Source organism: Allobosea sp. ASV33 (assembly GCF_016428755.1).
Classification (GTDB): domain Bacteria; phylum Pseudomonadota; class Alphaproteobacteria; order Rhizobiales; family Beijerinckiaceae; genus Allobosea.
Genome location: NZ_JAELTI010000007.1, coordinates 88,853 through 109,431, shown reverse-complemented (window position 1 = coordinate 109,431; position 20,579 = coordinate 88,853). Strand labels below are relative to the sequence as shown.

Genomic DNA, 20,579 nt, shown 5'->3' with positions numbered 1-20,579 from the left:
ACGCGCCTTGGTTGCTGGGCCAGCAGCGGGTAGCGATGCGGCGTCGTCAAAGCAGCCGTCGCGCGCGGCGTGGCGTCGGTCGAGCGGTCGTCGGGGACGGGTCCTTGGGCGAAATAGGCCTCGCCGGCCGGGAGCTGTGCGATCTGTTCGCGGCTCAGGCCGAGATTCTGCGCCAGCACCTCCGGCGATGTGCGGGAAAGCCAGTCGGTGACGCTGAAGGTATGATCCTCGGAGAAGTCGCCATTGTCGAAGATCAGGATGAAATGGCACTCGCCGGGACCGAGCCCCTGGATGGAGTGGCCCCAGCCGCGGGGAAAATACCAGACGTCGCCGGGGCCGAACGTATCGGTCGCCGACGAGCCGTCCGGGTGCAAGACCGTTGTGCGGCATTGGCCGGATACGACATAGGCCCATTCGGCGGCATTGGCATGCCAGTGCAGTTCGCGCATCGAGCCCGGTGCGAGCCTCATCGAAACGCCTGCGATGCCGACGCTGGCCGGGAACTGCTTCACGGAGGCGCCGCGCGTGATGCCGCCTGAGCCGGTGCGGGGTGTGGCCTGTTCGAGCCGGTAGCGGAAGGACATCGTGGAATCGGTCATGGTCGTCTCCATTGGCCGGGTGGCAAGGGGCTTAGCGAGTCGTGGCGGCGCGCGGGCGGATGGCGTCCCGGGCGGCTTGCCTCAGGGCGGAGACGAGGCTGTCGACATCACGCTCGCCATCGTACCGAAGCCCGTTGATGAACAGGCTCGGCGTCCCGTTCACGCCGCTGCGAATGCCGCCCGTGAAATCCTCCTTGATCTTCCGGTCGAAGCGGCCATCGAGGCCTTGCGTGACGACGTCGGTATCGAGACCGAGGCGAAGGCCATAGGCGTAGAGGTCGGCGTCTCGCAGTGCGGTCTGGTTCTCGTAGAGCATGTCATGTGCCTGCCAGAACTTGCCGAGCTCGGCGGCCGTCTCCGCGAATTCGGCGGCGCGCACCGCATGGGGATGCATTTCGGCGAGCGGGAAGTTGCGGAAGACGAAGCGCAACTCGTCGCCCATGGCGCGCTGCACCGCCTTGAGAACAGGATAGGCCTCGCCGCAATAGGGGCATTCGTAGTCGCCATATTCGACGAGGGTGACGACGGCCTGCGCCTGGCCCTGGACATGGTCCTGGCTGCCGACGGGGATCGCGAGACGGGTCATGACGCAGTTCCTTCGGAGGGCGCCGCGGCGCCGAGATTGTCGAGTGCCTCGAGGATGCCGTCGGCGCCGGGGTTGATGCCGAGCGGCGAGACGAAGCTCCAGCGGATGATGCCCGCCCCGTCGATGACGAAGAGGGCGCGCTCAGCGATCCCCTCCTTGTCGCGGTAGACGCCGAAGCTGCGGGCGACCGCACCCTTCGGCTCGAAATCGGACAGCAGCGGAAAGTGCAGCTTGCGCTCGCCGGCAAAGGCCGCGTGGCACCACACGCCGTCCACCGAGACGCCGACGAGTTGGGCGCCGGCCTTGTGGAATTCGGGCAGGATCTCGTTGTAGAGCGCCATCTGGTCGCCGCAGACCGGACTCCAGTCCGCGGGGTAGAAGGCGAGGATCACCGGCTTGCCGCGCAGGTCATCGAGCGAAACCGTCTGGTCAGGCGTCGCCGGCAGCGTGAAGGCCGGGGCGGCCTGGCCCGCAGGCAGGGCCATTGGCGAATGCGTTTCTGACATGGTCATTCTCCTCCGATCGGAACGGGTTTGAGCGCGCTCAGCGCTCTTGCCGTGTCGTTTCGTAGAGAAACCAGCTCCGGCGCTCGGCATCATCGATCCAGACCTCGATCAGGCTGGTCGAGGCGACGTCGTTATGGGTCTCGCAGACACCGTGAGCCGCGCGCAGGAAGCCGGTCAGGCTGCGGTTGTCGTCGGCGAGCTCGGCCAGCATGTCCTGGGGGGTGACATAGTCCGCGTCATTGTCGAGCAAACGCTGGATCCGGCCGATATGGCCGATCGAGCGGAGCGTCGAGCCGCCGACCTTGCGGACGCGCTCGGCCAGCGCATCGGTGGTCGCGAAGATCTGATCGCCCTGCTCGTCGAGCATCAGGTGATAGTCGCGGAAATGCGGGCCGGACATGTGCCAGTGGAAGTTCTTGGTCTTGAGATAGAGCGCGAACATGTCGGCGAGAACGCCGGTCAGCGCGGCTGCGATATCGGTCGTGGCGTTCGCGCCGAGATCGGTTGGGGTGCGCAAGGCGGCGTCGCGCTTGGCATGGATGGACAGGTCGTTCATGGCAGCTCTCCGGGTTGGCTTCGAGGAGCCTGTCTCCCCGATGTCCTGACCCTAGGTCGCCGCCGCCGCCGCCTGAATCGGACGAAGGCATGTCGGGCTCATACCTAGGTTTATGTGCGCCAGCGAAGGCCGCGCCCGGCCGACCTAAACCCCTGTATGATTCCATCGCCGGCCGGTTTCGCGAAAGTGATGCCGCGGATCGAAGCATCCGCACCGATCGCGGGGGACGAGGCAGATGAGCTATGCTAGCGCGTTGTCAGCTCTCGCGACCGGAATCGGCTGCCCCTCATGTCCTCCCGCCTCTCCGCCGCTCAGCACAGCGCCTCTCGATCCACCCCGCCGGACACCGCTCTCCCCCAGCGCTCCTTCTTCTCTCCGGCCATGAACACGACGGCACTTCGCATCGCGGCGGCTCTGCTCGCGCTCTGCATCTTCCTGTTCGATACGCTCTCGCCGCTGGAGGGCGCAGTGGCTGTGCTCTACGTTCTGGTTGTCTTGCTGGCAGCGGGCACCGGACGGCGGAGCGACATCCTCGTGGCGGCGGTGACGAGCCTGATCCTGACCGTCGTGGCTTATGTCGATACACATGGCCTGAGCCTGGCCGGCGCACCCACTTTGCGCGCGCTGGTCAGCCTGGCGGCGGTCACGATCGCGACGTTGCTCTCCCTGAAGAACCAGGCGGCCACGGCGACGCTGGCGGCCCAAGCCCGGCTGCTCAATCTGTCGCACGACATGATCTTCGTGCGAGACACTTTCGGACAGATCACATTCTGGAATCGCGCCTCGGAAGAGACCTATGGTTGGTCTGCCGCCGAGGCGACGGGCCGGATCGCCGACGAGTTGCTGGAGACGCGATATGCGCTGCCGCGCGACGCAGCCGACCGCGTGCTTCACGACACGGGACGATGGGACGGCACGCTGGAGCACCGGACCAAGGCCGGCGGGCGGATCACCGTGGAAAGTCGCTGGGCCCTCCAACACGATGCCAGGGGACGCATCGTCGGCGTGTTCGAGACGAATACGGATGTCACCGAACGTGAGGCGGCCCACGCAGCGCTGGTTCAGAGCGAGAGACGCTACCGGCGCATGTTCGATGCGACTCGGGTCGGCGTCGTCCAGGAGGACTGGAGCGCGGCGCGTCGCGAACTCGCTGCGCTCGGTCTCGCGGATGGGGAGGCACTGGCCGGTCATCTGGCCACGCATCCAGACCTTGTCGCGCGCCTGCGCAAGGTGACGAAGATCGTCGACGTCAATCCGGCCTTTCTCGCCATGATCGGAGCTGAGAGTAATTCTCATCTCCATCAGACGGTCGACGATGTGCTGAGCGAGAGCGATCCGACCTTCGGGCCGGCGCTGGCGGCTTTTGCTCGCGGCGACGGCTTCCATGAAGGCGAGACGGAAATCGTCAGGGCAGATGGCAGTCGCGTGCCGGTGATCTTCGCCATTACCTTTCCGACAGTCGATGACGGCGACGGCAACGTGCTGGTCTTCGTCGTCGACATCACCGAACGCCGGCAGGCGCAGGATGCGGTGCTGCACGCGCAAGCGGAGCTCGCCCATGCCGCCCGCGTGGCGACATTGGGTGAGCTCACCGCGTCGATCGCCCATGAGGTCAACCAGCCTTTGATGGCGGTCGTGACCAACGGCGAGGCGGCGCTGCGCTGGCTGCGCCGTGACAAGCCTGACCTGCAGGAGGTCGACAGCGCCATCGGGCGCGTCGTTTCCGAAGGGCGGCGCGCCAGCGAGATCGTCAAGCGGATCCGGGCCTTCCTGACCAAGACGCCAACCCGCTCGAATGCGCTGGATGTCGCGACGCTGATCGAGGAGGCCGCTCAGCTCGTGCAGCGGGAACTCGCGCGCGCCGAGGTCGAATTGCGCGTCGAAGTGCCGGCAGACTTGCCGCCTGTCATCGGCGACCGGATCCAGCTCCAGCAAGTCCTGGTCAACCTGATGGTCAATGCCGGGCAGGCCATGGCGGAGCATGACGGCCGGCGCCTGCTGACGATCACCGCCGATCAGGCACACTGCCAAGTGGAAGGCGGTCGTATCGAGATCGCTCTACGCGACACTGGTCCCGGCATCTCACCCCAGCACCTGGAGCGCCTGTTCGATCCCTTCTTCACGACCAAGCCGGAGGGGATGGGCATGGGTCTTGCGATCTGCCGCACGACCGCCGAAGCTCACGGCGGAAAGCTTTCGGTCGAGAACCCTCCAGACGGCGGAGCGACATTCCGCCTGACTCTTCCTATTCCCCACCATGGTACCGCGGCATGATCAGGCAGACCTCCGTCAAGCCGGCCCCGGCCTCCCCGAGCCCGCCGCTTGTCGTGATCGTCGACGACGATCCGGCGGTGCGCGAATCCCTCGACAGCCTGATCCGGTCGGTCGGACTGGCGACACGGCTCTTCGGCGCGCCGGCGGAGCTCTTGCAGGGCGCCTTGCCCGACGTGCCAGGCTGCATCATTCTCGACGTGCGCCTGCCCGGCATCAGCGGCCTCGATTTCCAGGACCAGCTCGCCCGGCAGGGGATCGCGCTGCCGATCGTCTTCATGACCGGGCATGGGGACATACCGATGACCGTGCGGGCGATGAAGGCCGGTGCGGTCGATTTCCTGTCGAAGCCTTTCCGCGATCAGGAAATGCTCGACGCGGTGACAGCCGCGATCGAGCGCGATCGGCAGCGCCGCAGCGTGACCGCGGCGCTGGACGATCAGCGTTCAGCCTATGCGACGCTGACAGCCAGGGAGCGCGAGGTGATGACGCATGTCGTCGCGGGGCTGATGAACAAGCAGGTCGCCGGCGTGCTCGGCCTGAGCGAGATCACGGTGAAGATCCATCGTGGCAACGTCATGAGAAAGATGGGGGTGCGCACCTTGGCCGACCTCGTCCGGACGGCGGAGGCGCTGGGGGTTCACAAGCCGTGAGCCTGCGGGGTGCAAACCTGCGTATGATGGCCGCACGACGGATGATCCTTCATAACAAGGTCAGGCCGCGCACGGAGTCCCCCTTTTGTGCGACCATCGGCACAAAGAAGCGTGGACATGCATCACATACCGACAGTCGCGATCGTCGATGACGACGACGGCGTTCGCAATTCGCTGGCCAGCCTGATCCGCTCGCTGGGCTACGAAGCCCGCAGCTATGGCTCGGCGCCGGAATTCCTCGCAGATTGCGAGACGGGCGATCCCGACTGCATGATCTCCGATATACAGATGCCCGAAATGAACGGGGACCAGCTCCAGGCCGAACTGATCGCGGCCGGGCGCCGCTTTCCAATGATATTCATGACCGCCTTTCCGACGGCGCCCGTGCGCGAGCGCGTCATGGCGGCGGGTGCCTGCGCTTTCCTAGACAAGCCGGCAGAGCCCGACACGATCGCACATCACCTGGCTGCCGCCCTTGCTCACGGGCATGCCTGACCGGCACACCCCACACCTTCGTATGAGACGCTGATCCAAGCGTAGGATTCCGGCCCCGGCTGCCCCCGCCTAACCTGTCTTCGTCAGCTACCCAATGCGGAGACAAGGCCATGTCAGACGTCAGTTTCATCGTCACCCGGTGGGCCGCGATGGCCGGCATGGCCGCCGCTTCTGCAGCGAGCCTGATCCCTGCGGCAGCATCCGCACAACCGTCACGACCCATTCGGAACACGACAGGAGCCACGACCATGAGCAGCGGTTACGTCAAGACCAAGGACGGCATCGAGATCTTCTACAAGGACTGGGGCCCCAAAAGCGCCCAGCCGATCATGTTCCATCACGGCTGGCCGCTGTCCTCGGACGACTGGGATGCGCAGATGCTGTTCTTCCTCGCGAACGGCTACCGCGTCGTGGCCCATGACCGTCGCGGTCATGGCCGCTCTTCGCAGGCCGATACCGGCAACGACATGGATCACTACGCCGCTGACGCCTTCGCCGTGGTCGAGCATCTCGACCTCAAGAACGCCGTCCATATCGGCCACTCGACCGGCGGGGGCGAGGTCGCCCGCTATGTCGCGAAGTTCGGCCAGCCCCATGGCCGCGTCGCCAAGGCGGTGCTGGTCAGCGCCGTGCCGCCGCTGATGCTGAAGACCGCGAGCAACCCGGGCGGGACGCCGATCGAGGTCTTCGACGGCTTCCGCAAGGCACTGGCCGCCAATCGCGCGCAGTTTTATCTCGATGTCGCCTCCGGCCCGTTCTACGGCTTCAACCGCGAGGGCGCGAAGGTTTCGCAAGGCGTAATCCAGAACTGGTGGCGGCAGGGCATGATCGGCGGAGCGCTGGCCCATTACGAGGGCATCAAGGCCTTCTCCGAGACCGACCAGACCGAGGATCTGAAGGCGATTACCGTGCCGACGCTGGCGATGCAGGGCGATGACGACCAGATCGTGCCCTACAAGGACGCGGCGCTTCTGCAAGCCAAGCTCTTGAAGCACGGCACGCTGAAGATCTACGAGGGCTTCCCCCACGGCATGCTGACCACCCATGCCGAGGTGATCAATCCGGATCTGCTGGCCTTCGTGAAGGGCTGACGCGCAACCCACGCGCGACAATGACAAAGGGAGGGCGGATCATCTCCGCCCTCCCTTTCGTTTGGCCGCAGCCGGAGGCTGAAAACGCCGCGAGCCGATCAGTGGAAAGGCCGGAAGGATCGCGATCCCCGCGATAAGGTGCGGGAGCCGGGACCGCGAGGCCCCGGCTGGCGTCGTTCGATCGGCTCGGGTCAGGTCAGCGCGGCAGCAGGTTCTGCTTGGCGAGGTCGAGCACCTCGTCGCCGCGCCCGCTCATCACGGCCCGCAGCATCCACAGGCCGAAGCCCTTCGCCTGCTCCAGACCGATGGTCGGCGGCATCGAGAGTTCCTGCGTCGCTGTCACCACGTCGAGCACGGCTGGCCCGTTATGGCCAAGCACGTCTGCGACCGCGCCCGGCAGATCGCCGGGATCCTCGACCCTGACGCCATGAATGCCCATGGCGCGCGCCATCGCTGCGAAATCGGGATTCTCAAGATCGGTTCCGAGTTCCACGAAGCCCGCAGCCTTCATTTCGAGAGCGACGAAGCCGAGCACGCCATTGTTGAAAATGACGATCTTCACCGGCAGCTTCTGCTGCTTGAGCGTGATCAGATCACCCATCAGCATGGTGAAGCCGCCATCGCCGGAGAGCGAGATCACCTGCCGGCTGGCCTGCGCCGCCTGGATGCCGATGGCTTGCGGCATGGCGTTGGCCATCGAGCCATGCACCAGCGAGCCCACCAGACGGCGCTGGCCGTTCATCCTGAGATAGCGTGCCGCCCAGATCGTCGGCGTGCCGACATCGAAGGTGAAGGCTGCGTCCTCCGCGGCGACGTCGCTCAGGACCTTCGCCAGATATTGCGGATGGATCGGCCTGCGGCCTGGCGTGCCACGCGCCAGCGCATCGAGCCCTTCACGGGAGTGCCGGTAGCGGTCGAGGCTGTCGTCGAGATGCGTCCGGTCCTGCTTGGCCGCGAGACGGGGCAGCAGGGCCTCGATCGTCGCGCCGACATCGCCGACGATGCCGAGATCGAGCTTGCAGCGGCGGCCGAGCTGCGATGCGCGGATGTCGACCTGCGCGATCGTGATGCCGCTCGGGAGGAACTGCTTGTAGGGAAAATCGGTGCCCAGCATCAGCAGCAGATCGCATGCGTGCATCGCCTCATAGCCTGAGGCGAAACCGATGAAGCCGGTCATGCCGACATCATAGGGGTTGTCGTATTCGACATGCTCCTTGCCGCCGAGCGCGTGGACGATCGGGCTCTTCAACGTCTCGGCGAGTTTCATCAGCTGGGGATGCGCACCGGCACAGCCACGGCCGCAGAACAGCGTCACGCGTTGCGCTCCGTTGAGCAGGGCAGCGAGGGCCTCGACTTGCGCCTCGGCAGGCGTGACGACAGGCATCGGCGGCAACAACCCTGCGGCGGGCGCGACATCCCGCGCCGGCGCCGGCTTCAGCGCCACGTCGCCGGGGATCACGATGACCGCGACACCGCGCTCTCCGACGGCAGCGCGGATCGCATTCTCCAGCACATAAGGCATCTGGCTGGGGTCGGAGACCATCTCGCAATAGACGCTGCATTCGCGAAACAAGTTCTGCGGATGCGTTTCCTGGAAATAGCCACCGCCGATCTCCGCCGACGGAATCTGCGCGGCGATGGCCAGCACGGGCGTGCGGCTGCGCTGGGCGTCGTAGAGGCCGTTGATAAGGTGCAGGTTGCCCGGGCCGCAGGAGCCCGCACAGACTGCGAGCTTGCCCGTGATCTGGGATTCGCCTGCGGCGGCGAAGGCGGCCACCTCTTCATGCCGGACATGCACCCAGTCGATCTTGCCGGTCTGGCGTAGCGCTTCGGTCAGCCCGTTCAGGCTATCGCCGACGACGCCGTAGATGCGCTCGACTCCCGCACGATCCAGGGTTTCGACGATCAGATCGGTAACATTGCGTTTCGACATGAGCTTGGCCTCTCTCGCTGTCCTCGAAGGATTTCGGTGTCACATGGCCGGCATGTCCGCCGGAGCTTACAGCGCGGTCGCACCAAGGCGTCGGCCCAGGGCTGCGATCTCGCGACCGACCGGCAGTCGCTCGCCTTGGTAGCGCGCGAGAGCCGTTTCCAGGTCGGCCTCCGCGGCCAGATGCTTGCGCAACGACATCACGTCGCCGGCCGCCTTGCCGACCCCCATGGCGGTGTGCGGCCTGACCACGAAGGCGGCATCGCCGATCAGAGCGATACGCCCTCCCACCATGGCGGGCGTCTCATAGTCGTAGATCCCCTGGATCGAGGGCGTCTCCTCCACCGCGACGGCAAGCGAGAAGGGCGGCGGCAGGTGGATGCGGGCATCATGGCGCAGCGCGTCGCGCCGCTCCGATGACAGCCCGCCGCGCGGCAGCGAGACCGGATGGCTACGGCCGTCGCGATCGGTGAAGAGCGCCCGCAGATCATGCTCCGCCACCCGCCGGTACCAGACCCAGTTATAGCGCCGCTGGCCCGGCGCGGTCTCGCCGTTCGGGCCGGGTACGAGGTAGCCCAGCGCGTGGTCGCCCGGCGCGAGATAGAAGGCGAAGCGGTCCAATAGCAGCGAGGCCCTCGCAGGCAGCGCCATCTCCGGGATCAATCCGCGCCAGGCGACATAGCCGGCATAGCGGTTTGCCGCATGATCGGGAGAGAGTGCCTGGCGCACGACCGAGCCGATACCGTCGGCGCCAATCACCAGATCGGCCTCGTCGCGCGAGCCGTCGGCGAAGCTGAGCTTCGCAGCGCCCTCGCCCTCAGCTTCGACCCGCACGAGCTGGCTGCCGAGCCGGTAATCGGCCGGCGCGATGCGTGCCGCGACCTGCTCGTAGAGCACGTCCCACGAGAGCTGGGTCTGCGCTTCCCTGATCGTCTGCACGATCTCTCCTGCCTGATCGAGGAAGATGCGCTCCTGCGCGACCACGCCGATATCGGCGAGGTGCTCGATGCCGATCGCCCGCAGGATCTGGAAAACCTCTCGTTGAGGGACCAGGCCGGCGCCGCGACCCGCGAGGCCTTGGCGGGAACGCTCATGGACCGTGACATCATGACCGTCGCTCTTCAGCAGGACGCCGGCGAACAGGCCTGCGAGAGATCCGCCGATGATGCTGATGCGAAGTGGTTTCATGGCGCGCCTCTCGCGGATACCGGAGGACCCTGAGCGTTTCCGCCACCGGGCCTGTTCCCTTCATTGAGACAACGCGGCGGCCCGATCCGGCAATCATACGCAGGTGTATGCCGGGCATCCGCAAGCGCTACAGAATGCGGGAGCGCCAGCGCGTAGATTCGAGGCCATCAGAGCCGGATCGGCCGCCAACCCGGTCGCGCCGGCCCGCCAGCGGAGCACAGACTATGGACAAGCCCGTCAAGCCGGATGCAAGCCCACCGCGCATCGGCAGCATGTTGATTTATGCGATGTCAGCCGCAGCCGGCATCGCTGTCGCCAACATCTACTACAACCAGCCGATGCTCGGCCTGATCGAGGCGGAACTGCCCGGCTCGCTGTCCGGGCTGATTCCAACCGCGACCCAGCTCGGATACGCCGCAGGACTGTTCCTATTGGTGCCGCTCGGCGACATCGTCGAACGCAGGCGTCTCATCGTCATTCAGTTCGGGGTGCTGGCCGTGGCGCTTATTCTGGCAGCCGTGGCGCCGGGCGCGGCCCTGCTGGTGCTCGCCTCGCTCCTCGTCGGCCTCGCTGCGACGGTCGCCCAGCAGATCGTGCCGCTGGCCGCCCATCTCTCGGCGCCGGAGCGGCGCGGCGCCACGGTCGGCACGATCCTCGCGGGAATCCTGACCGGCATCCTGCTCAGCCGCACGCTGGCCGGCTTCGTCGCGACGCATGGCGGCTGGCGCGAGATGTTCTGGCTTGGCGTGCCGATGGCGCTGGGAGCCGGGGCCCTGATGATGCTGACGCTCCCGCACAGCAGGCCGGATTCCAAGCTCGGCTATGGCCACCTGCTGCATTCGATGCTGCATCTCTGGCGCGAATTCCCGGCCCTGCGACTGGCGGCGCTGACGCAGGCTCTGCTCTTTGCGGCCTTCACCGCCTTCTGGACCGTCCTTGCGTTCCGCCTGCAGGCGCCACCCTTCGGCCTCGGCGCCGATATCGCGGGCCTGTTCGGCATCGTCGGCGCGGTCGGAATCCTCGCGGCGCCGCTCGCCGGCCGCGTCGCGGACTCCAAGGGGGCTGCTCCCGTGGTTGCGCTGGGAGCCGTCGTGACCTTGTCGTCCTGGCTGGTCTTCGGGTTATGGACGTCGATTGCTGGGCTCGTAGTCGGCGTCATGTTGCTTGATTTCGGCATGCAGTCCGCATTGGTCTCCAACCAGCACATCGTCTTTGCGCTGCGTCCTGAAGCGCGAGCGCGCCTGAACACCGTGCTGATGGGTGCGATGTTCCTCGGCGGCGCCTTCGGGTCGGCGACTGCGAGCTATGCCTGGCAGGCTGCCGGCTGGCACGGCGTGGTCGCGCTCGGGATCGTCTTGAGCGCCGCCGCCGTCGCCCTACAGGGCGCTAACCAAGTCCGCGCGCGCCGTGTGCAGCGCGCCTCTGCGCATTCCGCAGATGCGCCGACGCCCTAAAGCAATTTCTTGCGGAGAGACTGTAAGCTGCGGTCTTCAACCGGAAGAACGTGGGCCCGCATCGGGCCTTGAGCGCTGGGAACACCTATCCAGCATCTAGGCACCACCAGCCTCATCCTCCGGATGAAATGCGTCAACAGCAGACATTGGATGACTCCCCAAAAGCGGACATTCCTTGCCAGACCATGAGACGGCCGCCCCGCCCGCAACCGAGAATTCGCGTTGGAATCGGGAGTGTCAGGTCAGCTTGCGAGCGAATTGTCCGGGGGCGCATCCGTTATGCCTGCGGAACGCGGTGCTGAAAGCACTTGCCGATTCATACCCGATGTCATCTGCAATCCGTTCGAGGGACTTGGTGCCCCGAGCCAGGGCGTCTTTCGCAATAGCGATCCGCCAGCGCGCCAGATACTCAATCGGCGCGCAGCCCAGAGCCTCGCTGAAACGAGCTGAAAACGCAGATCTCGACATGCCCGCAATGTTGGCGAGGTCGGCAACTGTCCAATTGGCGCGAACATCGGCGTGGACAGCTTTCAAGGCGCGAGCCAACCCAGGGTCCAGCAAGCCGCGAAGAATTCCAGCAGGCACTTGGCGGTCGACATCCTGCCAGCGTAGCGCTTCGACAAGAAGCACCTCCAGCATGCGGTGAACGATCAGCTCCGAGCCTGGAAGTTTGGCGGTGCATTCCTCGGAGAGCAGCTCGATCAACCGCCTGAACCTTGTCGCGCGACCATCGGATGCAGGGATGAAAATCAGCTTGGGCAACAACGCCAGAAGGAGCTGGTTGTTGGCCCGCTCAAACGTGAAGCTGCCTCCCAACGCCACGAAGTCGGGCTCGCCATCCTGCTCGCCATGCCGAACGGCCTCACTGCGAGGAGCGACAGGCTCGCAAAACACGCCGTCTCCGCTGCTGAGCGTGAACGCCGGTGTTCTGGGCAGAAGAAGAAAGTCGCCCCGAGACAGCCGAAGCGGTTCGCATCCCTCGATCGCCAACCGAGCTTCGCCTGCAAGGATGATCGTGAAGCCTGGGGCGTCAAAGGCATCATAACGCACGCCCCATCGGCCTTTGGCCGAAATCGGCTTTGCGATCGCCGCGCTTGGTCGCAGCAGCAAGACGACGTCGCTCAGGGGATCCATTTTTGGACGATCGATAACAAATTTAAGATAAACGATTATGGATCGTCCCAAGCGCTTTGTCTACCTGTTCGGCATTCCCGTTCAGGAGACGAGCACATGACCAAGACAATCCTCATCACCGGTACTTCGTCAGGCTATGGCAAGGCCACCGCGGAGCACTTTTTAGCAAACGGCTGGAACGTCATTGCCACGATGCGGCGCCCCGAGGCGGCGCGCTTCGATGGCGATAAGCGCCGGCTGCGCGTGATTCCGCTCGATGTGACGAGCGAGGAGAGCATCGCCGAGGCAATCAAGGCCTCCGGCCCCATCGATGTACTGGTTAACAATGCCGGAGTGGGCGGCGTCGGCGCCTTCGAAGTGACGCCGATGTCCCTGATCAGGGCGCTGATCGAGACGAACACCATCGGCGTGATGGCCATGTGCCAGGCCGTACTTCCCCACATGCGAGCCCGCCGCGCCGGCATTATCGTCAACGTCACGTCCAGTGTAACGCTCGGCGCTTTCCCGCTCGCGGCAGCGTACACCGCAAGCAAACAGGCGATAGAAGGCTTTACCGGGTCGCTCGCCCATGAGCTTGCGTACTTCGATATCGATGTGAAGCTGGTCGAGCCGGGCTATGCACCGACAACGCGGTTCGGCGCGAATGCCATCGTGCCCGTCGAACGACTGCTCCCGGGCGAATATGCCGACTTCGCGCAGCCGATCATAGAGGCTTTTGCCAAGCCGGCGCTGACCACCACAGAATCAGACGTCGCCCACGCGGTTTGGGCCGCCGTTCACGACCATGAGGGGCGGCTGCGCTTCCCGGCTGGGGCTGACGCCATCGCATTGGCCGGTGAGCGCTGAGCCGCTCTGGGGCCGACAGCGGAAAGCCAGAGCGCAGTGACGGCCAGCAATGGCCGTCAGCGGAGGCCAAAGTAGCAGGCGGACATCAAAAGCTCCGCCTGCTCGACCATCTCAGCCTAAGGTGACGGATAGTCTGCGCCACTTCCGGACATTGGGGTGCCGCCGGAAAGCGGACGTTAGGCATTGCCCAGGAACGGACGTTCACATGCTTTGAAACGGCGCTTGATAGCCCCCATTTGCACGAGGTGATGCTCCAGCAGGCCGCTTGATGGCGTGAGGCGAAACGCCCTCAGCCGAGCCGCGACTGCTCGCGAAATTGACGCGGTGTGACCCCGGTCATCCTCCTGAAAGCGCGGCTGAAATGCGCTGGATCCGTGTAACCGGAGGAAAAGGCGACGTCGATGATCCTGCAATCGGTATCGCGCAGCAACCTGCTCGCATTCTCGTATCTGACGGTGTCGAGGAGGTCCGAATAGGAGAGCCCGAGATGGGCGAGCCTGCGTTGAAGCGTCCGCGTGCTGATACCCGCGATCTCGGCGACGTCGGCAAGAGCGGTTGTTCCCTCGTCGAGATAGGCCGGAAGCATCAGCTTGAGAAGATCGACGATAGTGTGGGCGGACGGGCCGTCCTCATTGTCGCGTGGCGGCGCAAACGAGGCGGCCGAACGGTTTGGGAGGCCGAGCAGCATAGTCGGCACGCTGATCCAAGCGGAATGCTGGCCCGACAGAAACCGCACATTCGGCCAGCATGATCGCGTCGCAGGGCTTGGCCCATAAGACGATTCAAACCCGATCGCCGCCGGCATCCAGTCGGACCCCGCGAATTGCCTGACGATGTAGACCGAGAAGATGTTCTGGATCCACTGTGCGTGCTTCAGTTGCAGGGGCCATGGCCCGTTGAGCCTGCTGCAGACCCGCACGTGATCCGTGTCATGTTCGATCCACATGCTCAGGATGGTGTCTTCCCCCGACGCCTCGCGGCAGGCGTGCCGGAGCGCGACGAGCAGCGTCGGTGAATGCGCGATGAAGGCGCGCGTCTTTTCCCGCATATGGGAGAATTGCAGGCGCCGGGCTGCGAGAAAGCCGAAATCCTCGATGCCCTGGCCTCTCTGGGCAGTCTCGACGAAGCGCAGCGCCGGCAGAAGCGGCAGGTAGAGCTCGCTCTTCTCGGCCAGGGACGATGGCAGCCGCGACCGCTCCAGGAGCGTCTCCGTCGGCGCGCCGATATCGTACAGGATGCTGACGAAGGGCAGCAGAAACTGGCCGCGCGTCAAAGGGATATCAGCCATCGGATCGCATCATTTTCACCGGATCAGGTCTTCCTCGGGGCGGGTTTCAGGGTGAATCGTACCCACAGAGTGCAGACTAGTGGTTTGCGGGTGGCGCGGAATGGCAAGACTGACAACCTGCCTATGCACCAAATGCTCCAAACAGAGGGTGTCGGCTGATCCGAAAGAATCCGCGGCATGGAGCCCTCACGACCGGGGATTGAGGATCTCTTGAATGTTGTCGAGAAACGACCGACTGGCTGTGCTCTCGGCCTTTGCATTCGTCGGTCAAGGTATGGGCTTGATCGGCACCGGCAGTGCACTGGCGCAGGATGCGAATGCTGAGCTGGCGAAAAAGCTCAGTAATCCCGTGTCGTCGTTAATCAGCGTGCCTTTCCAATTCAACTACGACCGAGGCTTCGGACCGAACCGTGGCGACCGGAAAACGCTCGACATCCAACCCGTCATCCCGTTCTCGTTGAACGCGGACTGGAACATCATTTCCCGGACCATCGTCCCCGTCATCTGGCAGCACGACATTGCCGGGCCCTCCGGCTACCAGTCCGGTCTTGGGGACATCACGCAGAGCTTTTTCATTTCCCCAACACAGCCGGCCGCCGGCGGGATCATCTGGGGCGCAGGTCCTGTCTTCCTCTTGCCGACGGCGACTGACGAGCTGCTCGGAGGCGGCAAGTTCGGGATGGGTCTGACTGCCGTCGTTCTGAAGCAGGAAGGGGCATGGACGATCGGCGCACTTGCAAACCACATCTGGTCCGTTGCGGGGCGGGGAGACAGGTCCGACATCAGCGTGACCTATATGCAACCCTTCATTTCCTACAGGACTTCGGACGCCTGGACGTTCACGCTCAATACCGAGAGCACCTATGATTGGAAGGCCGAACGATGGTCGGTGCCCATCAACGTCCAGGTTTCGAAGCTTGTGAAATTTGGCGAGCAGCCGGTGAGTCTCACCGCAGGCGTGCGCTATTGGGCGGCCGCGCCAAAGAACGGGCCTCATGGCTGGGGCCCTCGTGTGGGGTTGACGTTCCTGTTTCCGACATAGGTGCAATTGGCGCTGCAAGCTGGTTCGGCCGCGCCGCGGTGAACTGACGATCCAGCAATCTGGTGCGCCGCCCCATGGGGAGGGAGCGCAACCGGTCGCGATTGTCGCGAAATGGCAAGACGGGCAGGCTGCCCGTGCACGAAATGCTCGCGACGACATTCGCCGGCCAATCGGGCCGCGATCACATGCTGCAGCGAGCCGGAGCGCTCGCGCAGGTGCCGTTGGGCAGGCAAGGCAGGGGACAAGCAGCAATGTCAGGCGCAACAGCGCGCAATCTCGCCATCGGTTGGCTGTCGGCTGCGTTGTGCGGATCCGCTTTGGCATCCGATCTCCGTGAGCCGGCCGTGCCACCGGCGCCTGTCCTCGCATCGGCGCCGAGCTTCTTCGTTACCAGCTACATCTGGGCGACCGCGATCGACGGCAGGAGCGCAACGCTGCCGCCGCTGCCGCCCGCAGATATCAATCTGCGCTTCCGCGACGTGCTCAAGCAGTTGAACGGCGCGATGATGGCGTCCGCCGAGATGCGCATCGAGCGCTGGAGCGTCCTGGTCGACGGGCAGTTCTCGCAGGTGACGACGGGCGGCAATCTGCCCGGCCCCTTCTTCTCCGCGCTGAAGCTGCGCTCGCAAACCACGACCCTGCAGGGCTCGGTCTTCTATCGCGTCTACGAAGACACCCTCCTTGCGCTGGATGTGGGCGCTGGCGTCCGGTTCTGGAATCTCGACACCAAGCTCGAAATCCTGCCCGGCCTCGCCAATCTTCGCATCGACCACCGTCAATCGCAGATGTGGGCCGATCCGATCCTCGGCGCCCGCCTCGGCGTCAAGCTCGGCGGGCCGTGGAGCCTGACGGTGGCGGGCGACGTTGGGGGCTTCGGTGTCGGCTCGCGCCTGACCTGGCAGGCCTTGGGCAGCGTCAACTACGCCTGGAGCGAAAACCTGACGCTGAAGGCCGGCTACCGGGCGCTCCATGTCGATTATCGCAGCGGCGGCTTCTTGTACGAGGTGACCCAGCACGGGCCCGCCGTCGCCGCAACATACCGGTTCTGACCGGGGCCTCGATGAGTTCGGCGATGTCGAAAGGAATGGGAATGTCGATGACTGCGAATGCGCTTCGGAGCGCTGGGGCTACCGCGCTTGCACTGCTCTCGCTCTGCGGGCAGGCGCTGGCGCAGGCGGGCGAAGCCCGGCCAGAGGTCACCGACCCACATTTCAAGATCGCTCCGGGCTATCTGAAGCAATCCGACCTGCCAAACAGCCTGGTCCTGCTTGGCCCGCCGCCCGCGGCGGGCTCGGCTGCACTCGCCCGGGACGAGGAAGCGCGCAAGGCGACGCTTCCCTTGCGAAACACCGCGCGCTGGAACCTCGCCCGTACCGATGCCGATCTCGCCTTTCCGCAGGCTGCCGACAACTTCTCCTGCGCGCTGGGCGTGAAGATCGACAGCCGACAGACGCCGCGCCTCTCTGCGATGATGCAGAAGGTGCTGTCGGATTTCGGCCTCTCCACCTATGGCGTGAAGAACAAGTACAACCGGGTCCGCCCCTTCGTGGTTCACAACGAAGCGACCTGCCGGGCGGATCAGGAGGCCATTCTGCGGAATGACGGCTCCTATCCGTCGGGGCACACGGCCGCCGGCTGGGGCTGGGCCCTCGTCCTCGCGCAAATCAGCCCCGAGCACGCGGATGCGCTGCTCAAGCGTGGCATCGAGTTCGGGCAGAGCCGCGTGATCTGCGACGCGCATTGGCAGAGCGATGTCGATGCAGGCCGGATCATGGGCGCGGCGACCGTTGCACGGCTGCAAACCGACCCGGCCTTCCTCGCCGATCTCAAGGCCGCGAAGGCAGAAGTGAAGGCGGCGAAGGCGAAGCGGCCGCTCCCGGTATCTGAATGCGCCGCGGAAGCGGCTGCGCTGTCGGCGCAGTAACGACGAGCACATGGATCAATGACACCAATGAGGTACCGTTCGATGCGAATGATGTGGGTCTACGGCTTGAGTTTTCTGGCTCTCGCGCCGAGCGTGGCGTCAGCGCAGCCGGTTGCGGTCAATGTCGACACCTTCAAGCGAGCCGAGTCCGATTTCTATATGGCCAAGACGGTCGATGCGGGCGCTCTCGGCAAGTTCGTCCATAACAGGACGCCGACGCCGATCGACAAGCAGCCCGTGGTCCGGATGAATCGGGATACGCTCTACTCCCAGGCGGTTTTCGATCTCGACGCCGGCCCGGTGACCATCACCCTTCCGGACGCCGGCAAGCGCTTCGTCTCGATGCAGGTCATCAGCGAAGACCACTACACCCCGATGGTGGTCTACAAGCCCGGCCGCACGACGCTTACCAGGGATAAAGTTGGCACTCGCTATGTGTTCGTTGCGGTCCGGATCCTTGTCGATCCCAACGACAGCAAGGACCTCGCGCAGGTTCACGCATTGCAGGATGCGCTGAAGGTGCAGCAGAAGTCCGTTGGCAAGTTCGAGGCCCCGAACTGGGATCTGGCTCAGCAGAAGAAGATCCGCGAGGCGCTGGAAACGCTCTCCGCTGCCTCAGGCGATTTCAGCAATGCTTTCGGCCCGAAGGGGAAGGTCGATCCGGTCAAGCACCTGCTCGGCACCGCGTCCGGTTGGGGCGGCAACCCCGACAAGGACGCATCCTACCCCTCGGTGACCCCGGCCAAGAACGACGGCAAGACGGTCTACAAGCTCAGGCTCAAGGATGTTCCCGTCGACGCGTTCTGGTCGATCAGCGTCTATAACGACAAGGGCTTCTTCCAGAAGAACGATTACGACGCCTATTCGGTCAACAGCATCACCGGCACGAAGAGCGCTGACGGCGCGATCGACATCCAGTTCGGCGGCTGCGACGGCAAGATCGCGAACTGCCTGCCGATCACGCAGGGGTGGAATTACACATTCCGGCTCTACCGACCTCGTGCCGCATATCTGAACGGCACGTGGAAGCTGCCGGTGGCGCAGCCTGCATCGTAGAAGGCGCCCGCGCCGGGCCGCGGAGGCTGCGGTTCTGTCCCCGCGGTAACGGGCACCCTTATGCCGGGCGCCTAAACACTCTCCACGCTGGGTAATTACTTGGCGTGGGCAGACCGGTGTCGTCGACTTCCACACAGGACAGGGATCATGACTGCCGTTTCAGGGGCCGACGGGCTCGAGGCCGTATCCGCGATGCTCCATCGCTTCTCCATGCTGATCGAGGACGGTCTGGCCGCGAGGGTCGTGGGATGGCAATCGTCCGGTGGGGCGTGGCACGATTTCGTCCAGGGTCTCGAAGCCGCCGGTTATAGCCCCGCGCTGCTGGCCCTCGGCATTGTCGCGATGTGCCTGATGGCCGTTGCTGCGACGGCCATGCTTGCCAGCTCGATCATCGGCAGATCGAGGGCGCGGCCGCTCCTGTCCGCCGTGGCCTGGTTCGCGGCCGCCCTGCTCGTGGTGCTGGCGTCCTGGATCCTGCTGCTGAGCGTCGTCTCCGATCCCGTGCTCCGCCAGGCCTTGCTGAATTGCGTCGTGATCTCGGCCGCAGGGACGATGATATGCGTCCCCCTGGCCACGGGGCGCCGGTCGATCTTCCGGTCCTGGCGGCGCGATCTCGCTGTCGCCATCGGAATCGCGTCCGGCGGCCTGGCGATACTGGCCTGTCTGCGCATCTGGAATGCGGCTGATCCGCTCCGCGATCTCTTCGCGACATTCGCAGTGTCTCTGCCGTTCACGGTCTTGGTCTCGGCGGCGTATCTGCGCCATCGCAGGCCGGTAGCGAAAGCCCTGTCCTTCGGCAGCAGGCCGGGCTCGTTCCGCCGGAAGCTGGCTGCGATCTGGCCCTGGATCGCGGTCGCGATTGTCACCTTCGCCTTCGTCTTCACCCAGCTTGACCTGACGATCGGCCGGCCGACGCGCGGCGGTTTGCTGCTGATTTCGCTTCTTCTCGCTCTTGCCGGCCCCCATCTCGACGTCGCCATCGAAAGGCGCGGCTGGCAGGCGGCTCGCTCGCAGGGAGGCGAACTGACAGGCGCGCTGTGGCGCACCTTCCGCATCGTGGTCGCCTCGTCGATATTCGCGGTCCTGGCGATCCTTTGGCTTCTGCCCATCCTGGATGTAGCCGGCATTCCACGAGGGGCTGTCCTGCTGAAGGCCGCCGAGATCCTGATGCTCGTGCTGGTCATCGCCTTCTGCTGGAACTGGGTGGCGATCGTGGCCGCGCGCATCGGGCCTCATGCGCCGGGCGACCAGCATGTCACCACCGCAGTGATCGGCACGCGGCTGACGACCGTCGGGCCGCTGCTTGTCGGCCTCACCAAGGCTGCGCTTCTGACGCTGGGGTCTCTGACCGTCCTGGTCATGCTGGGCATCAATGTCTGGCCGTTGATCACCGGCCTCTCGATCTTCGGCCTGGCGATTGGTCTTGGTTCCCAGACCCTGGTCAAGGATGTGGTGGCCGGCCTGTTCTTCCTCGTCGACGATGCCTTCCGCCACGGCGAGTACATCGAGACCTCGGGGGCCAAGGGCACAGTCGAGAGAATCTCGTTGCGCTCGGTCTCCCTGAGGCATCCGCGGGGCCCGGTTGCGACAATCCCCTTCGGTCAGATCGGGAAGATTCTGAACTTCAGCCGTGAATGGGTCGTCGAGAAGATGATGTTCCGGGTGGCTTTGGACACCGATGTCGAAGCCGTTCGAAAGCTGTTCAAGAAGATCGGGCAGGATATCGCCGAAGATCCGGAACTGAACGCCGATCTGATCGAGCCGTTCAAGAGCCAGGGCATCGCCGCCCTCGAGGAAGGCACGCTGGTGATCCGCGGCAAGTACAAGGCCCGGGCCGGCCGGCAATTCCAGATCCGCAAGGCGATCTTGGCCAAGGTGCGAACCACGTTGGCCGAGAACGACATCAAACTAGTCCCTAAACCGCTTCACGTGCCGCAAATGGGTGGCTGAAATTCGGCTA

The 20,579-nt window shown here is 64.8% G+C and carries 19 protein-coding genes; 11 read left to right on the top strand and 8 right to left on the bottom strand.

Features of this window, described 5'->3' with window-relative positions; genetic code table 11:
- The 4 genes from JHD80_RS04125 to JHD80_RS04110 form a co-directional block, all read right to left on the bottom strand.
- The coding region (locus JHD80_RS04125) for a cupin domain-containing protein (protein ID WP_199085103.1) at nucleotides 1–599 on the bottom strand (599 nt) is incomplete at its 3' end.
- A gap of 31 nt (nucleotides 600–630) precedes the next feature.
- Nucleotides 631–1,185 carry a DsbA family protein gene (locus tag JHD80_RS04120; protein WP_199085102.1) on the bottom strand — a complete coding sequence of 185 codons (555 nt, stop codon included), beginning with the start codon at nucleotides 1,183–1,185 and terminating at the stop codon, nucleotides 631–633.
- On the bottom strand, nucleotides 1,182–1,691 hold the full coding sequence (locus JHD80_RS04115) for a peroxiredoxin (RefSeq protein ID WP_248311385.1): 510 nt from the start codon (nucleotides 1,689–1,691) through the stop codon (nucleotides 1,182–1,184). Before JHD80_RS04115 ends, JHD80_RS04120 begins: the two co-directional genes overlap by 4 nt.
- A gap of 37 nt (nucleotides 1,692–1,728) precedes the next feature.
- Nucleotides 1,729–2,247, bottom strand: a complete 519-nt coding sequence (locus JHD80_RS04110) for a Dps family protein (RefSeq protein WP_199085101.1) — start codon at nucleotides 2,245–2,247, stop codon at nucleotides 1,729–1,731.
- Between the two features lie 288 nt (nucleotides 2,248–2,535).
- Here JHD80_RS04110 and JHD80_RS04105 point away from each other — a divergent pair, with 288 nt between their 5' ends.
- From JHD80_RS04105 to JHD80_RS04090, 4 genes are all read left to right on the top strand, one after another.
- A complete protein-coding gene (locus tag JHD80_RS04105) occupies nucleotides 2,536–4,521 on the top strand; it encodes a PAS domain-containing sensor histidine kinase (RefSeq protein ID WP_248311384.1) in 1,986 nt (661 codons plus the stop codon).
- On the top strand, nucleotides 4,518–5,171 hold the full coding sequence (locus JHD80_RS04100; protein WP_199085100.1) for a response regulator transcription factor: 654 nt from the start codon (nucleotides 4,518–4,520) through the stop codon (nucleotides 5,169–5,171). The genes JHD80_RS04105 and JHD80_RS04100 overlap by 4 nt, the downstream gene beginning before the upstream one ends.
- A 117-nt stretch (nucleotides 5,172–5,288) precedes the next feature.
- Nucleotides 5,289–5,666, top strand: coding sequence for a response regulator transcription factor (locus tag JHD80_RS04095; RefSeq protein ID WP_199085099.1), 378 nt, complete (start codon nucleotides 5,289–5,291; stop codon nucleotides 5,664–5,666).
- Between the two features lie 158 nt (nucleotides 5,667–5,824).
- Nucleotides 5,825–6,757 carry an alpha/beta fold hydrolase gene (locus JHD80_RS04090; protein WP_465246494.1) on the top strand — a complete coding sequence of 311 codons (933 nt, stop codon included), beginning with the start codon at nucleotides 5,825–5,827 and terminating at the stop codon, nucleotides 6,755–6,757.
- A gap of 196 nt (nucleotides 6,758–6,953) precedes the next feature.
- Here the strand turns inward: JHD80_RS04090 and poxB are convergent, their stop codons facing one another.
- Nucleotides 6,954–8,690: a ubiquinone-dependent pyruvate dehydrogenase gene (gene poxB, locus JHD80_RS04085; RefSeq protein ID WP_199085097.1), complete on the bottom strand. Its 1,737-nt coding sequence runs from the start codon at nucleotides 8,688–8,690 to the stop codon at nucleotides 6,954–6,956.
- A 66-nt stretch (nucleotides 8,691–8,756) separates the two neighbouring features.
- Nucleotides 8,757–9,875: an FAD binding domain-containing protein gene (locus JHD80_RS04080; protein ID WP_199085096.1), complete on the bottom strand. Its 1,119-nt coding sequence runs from the start codon at nucleotides 9,873–9,875 to the stop codon at nucleotides 8,757–8,759.
- A 287-nt stretch (nucleotides 9,876–10,162) separates the two neighbouring features.
- Between JHD80_RS04080 and JHD80_RS04075 the strand changes: the two genes are divergently transcribed.
- Nucleotides 10,163–11,329, top strand: a complete 1,167-nt coding sequence (locus JHD80_RS04075; RefSeq protein ID WP_465246493.1) for an MFS transporter — start codon at nucleotides 10,163–10,165, stop codon at nucleotides 11,327–11,329.
- Nucleotides 11,330–11,566: 237 nt separating this feature from the next.
- Here JHD80_RS04075 and JHD80_RS04070 read toward each other — a convergent pair whose 3' ends face one another.
- Entirely contained in the window at nucleotides 11,567–12,463 is an 897-nt protein-coding gene (locus JHD80_RS04070; protein WP_199085094.1) for an AraC family transcriptional regulator, read from the bottom strand.
- Nucleotides 12,464–12,559: 96 nt separating this feature from the next.
- Here JHD80_RS04070 and JHD80_RS04065 point away from each other — a divergent pair, with 96 nt between their 5' ends.
- On the top strand, nucleotides 12,560–13,309 hold the full coding sequence (locus JHD80_RS04065; protein WP_199085093.1) for an SDR family oxidoreductase: 750 nt from the start codon (nucleotides 12,560–12,562) through the stop codon (nucleotides 13,307–13,309).
- Nucleotides 13,310–13,598: 289 nt separating this feature from the next.
- On the opposite strand, the gene JHD80_RS04060 is transcribed toward JHD80_RS04065, so the two are convergent.
- The gene (locus JHD80_RS04060) at nucleotides 13,599–14,597 is read right to left on the bottom strand and encodes a helix-turn-helix transcriptional regulator (RefSeq protein WP_199085092.1); all 999 of its coding nucleotides are present in this window, start codon (nucleotides 14,595–14,597) and stop codon (nucleotides 13,599–13,601) included.
- Nucleotides 14,598–14,871: 274 nt separating this feature from the next.
- Between JHD80_RS04060 and JHD80_RS04055 the strand changes: the two genes are divergently transcribed.
- The 5 genes from JHD80_RS04055 to JHD80_RS04035 all read left to right on the top strand — a co-directional run bounded on the left by JHD80_RS04055 (nucleotide 14,872) and on the right by JHD80_RS04035 (nucleotide 20,569).
- Nucleotides 14,872–15,639 (top strand): transporter, encoded by a 768-nt coding sequence (locus JHD80_RS04055; protein ID WP_199085110.1) that lies wholly within the window; start codon nucleotides 14,872–14,874, stop codon nucleotides 15,637–15,639.
- A gap of 74 nt (nucleotides 15,640–15,713) precedes the next feature.
- A complete protein-coding gene (locus tag JHD80_RS04050; protein ID WP_199085091.1) occupies nucleotides 15,714–16,688 on the top strand; it encodes a hypothetical protein in 975 nt (324 codons plus the stop codon).
- A gap of 41 nt (nucleotides 16,689–16,729) precedes the next feature.
- Nucleotides 16,730–17,563, top strand: coding sequence for an acid phosphatase (locus tag JHD80_RS04045; protein WP_248311382.1), 834 nt, complete (start codon nucleotides 16,730–16,732; stop codon nucleotides 17,561–17,563).
- Nucleotides 17,564–17,605: 42 nt separating this feature from the next.
- Entirely contained in the window at nucleotides 17,606–18,619 is a 1,014-nt protein-coding gene (locus JHD80_RS04040; RefSeq protein WP_465246492.1) for a DUF1254 domain-containing protein, read from the top strand.
- A gap of 210 nt (nucleotides 18,620–18,829) precedes the next feature.
- Entirely contained in the window at nucleotides 18,830–20,569 is a 1,740-nt protein-coding gene (locus JHD80_RS04035) for a mechanosensitive ion channel family protein (RefSeq protein WP_199085089.1), read from the top strand.
- The last annotated feature ends 10 nt before the right edge of the window (nucleotides 20,570–20,579 follow it).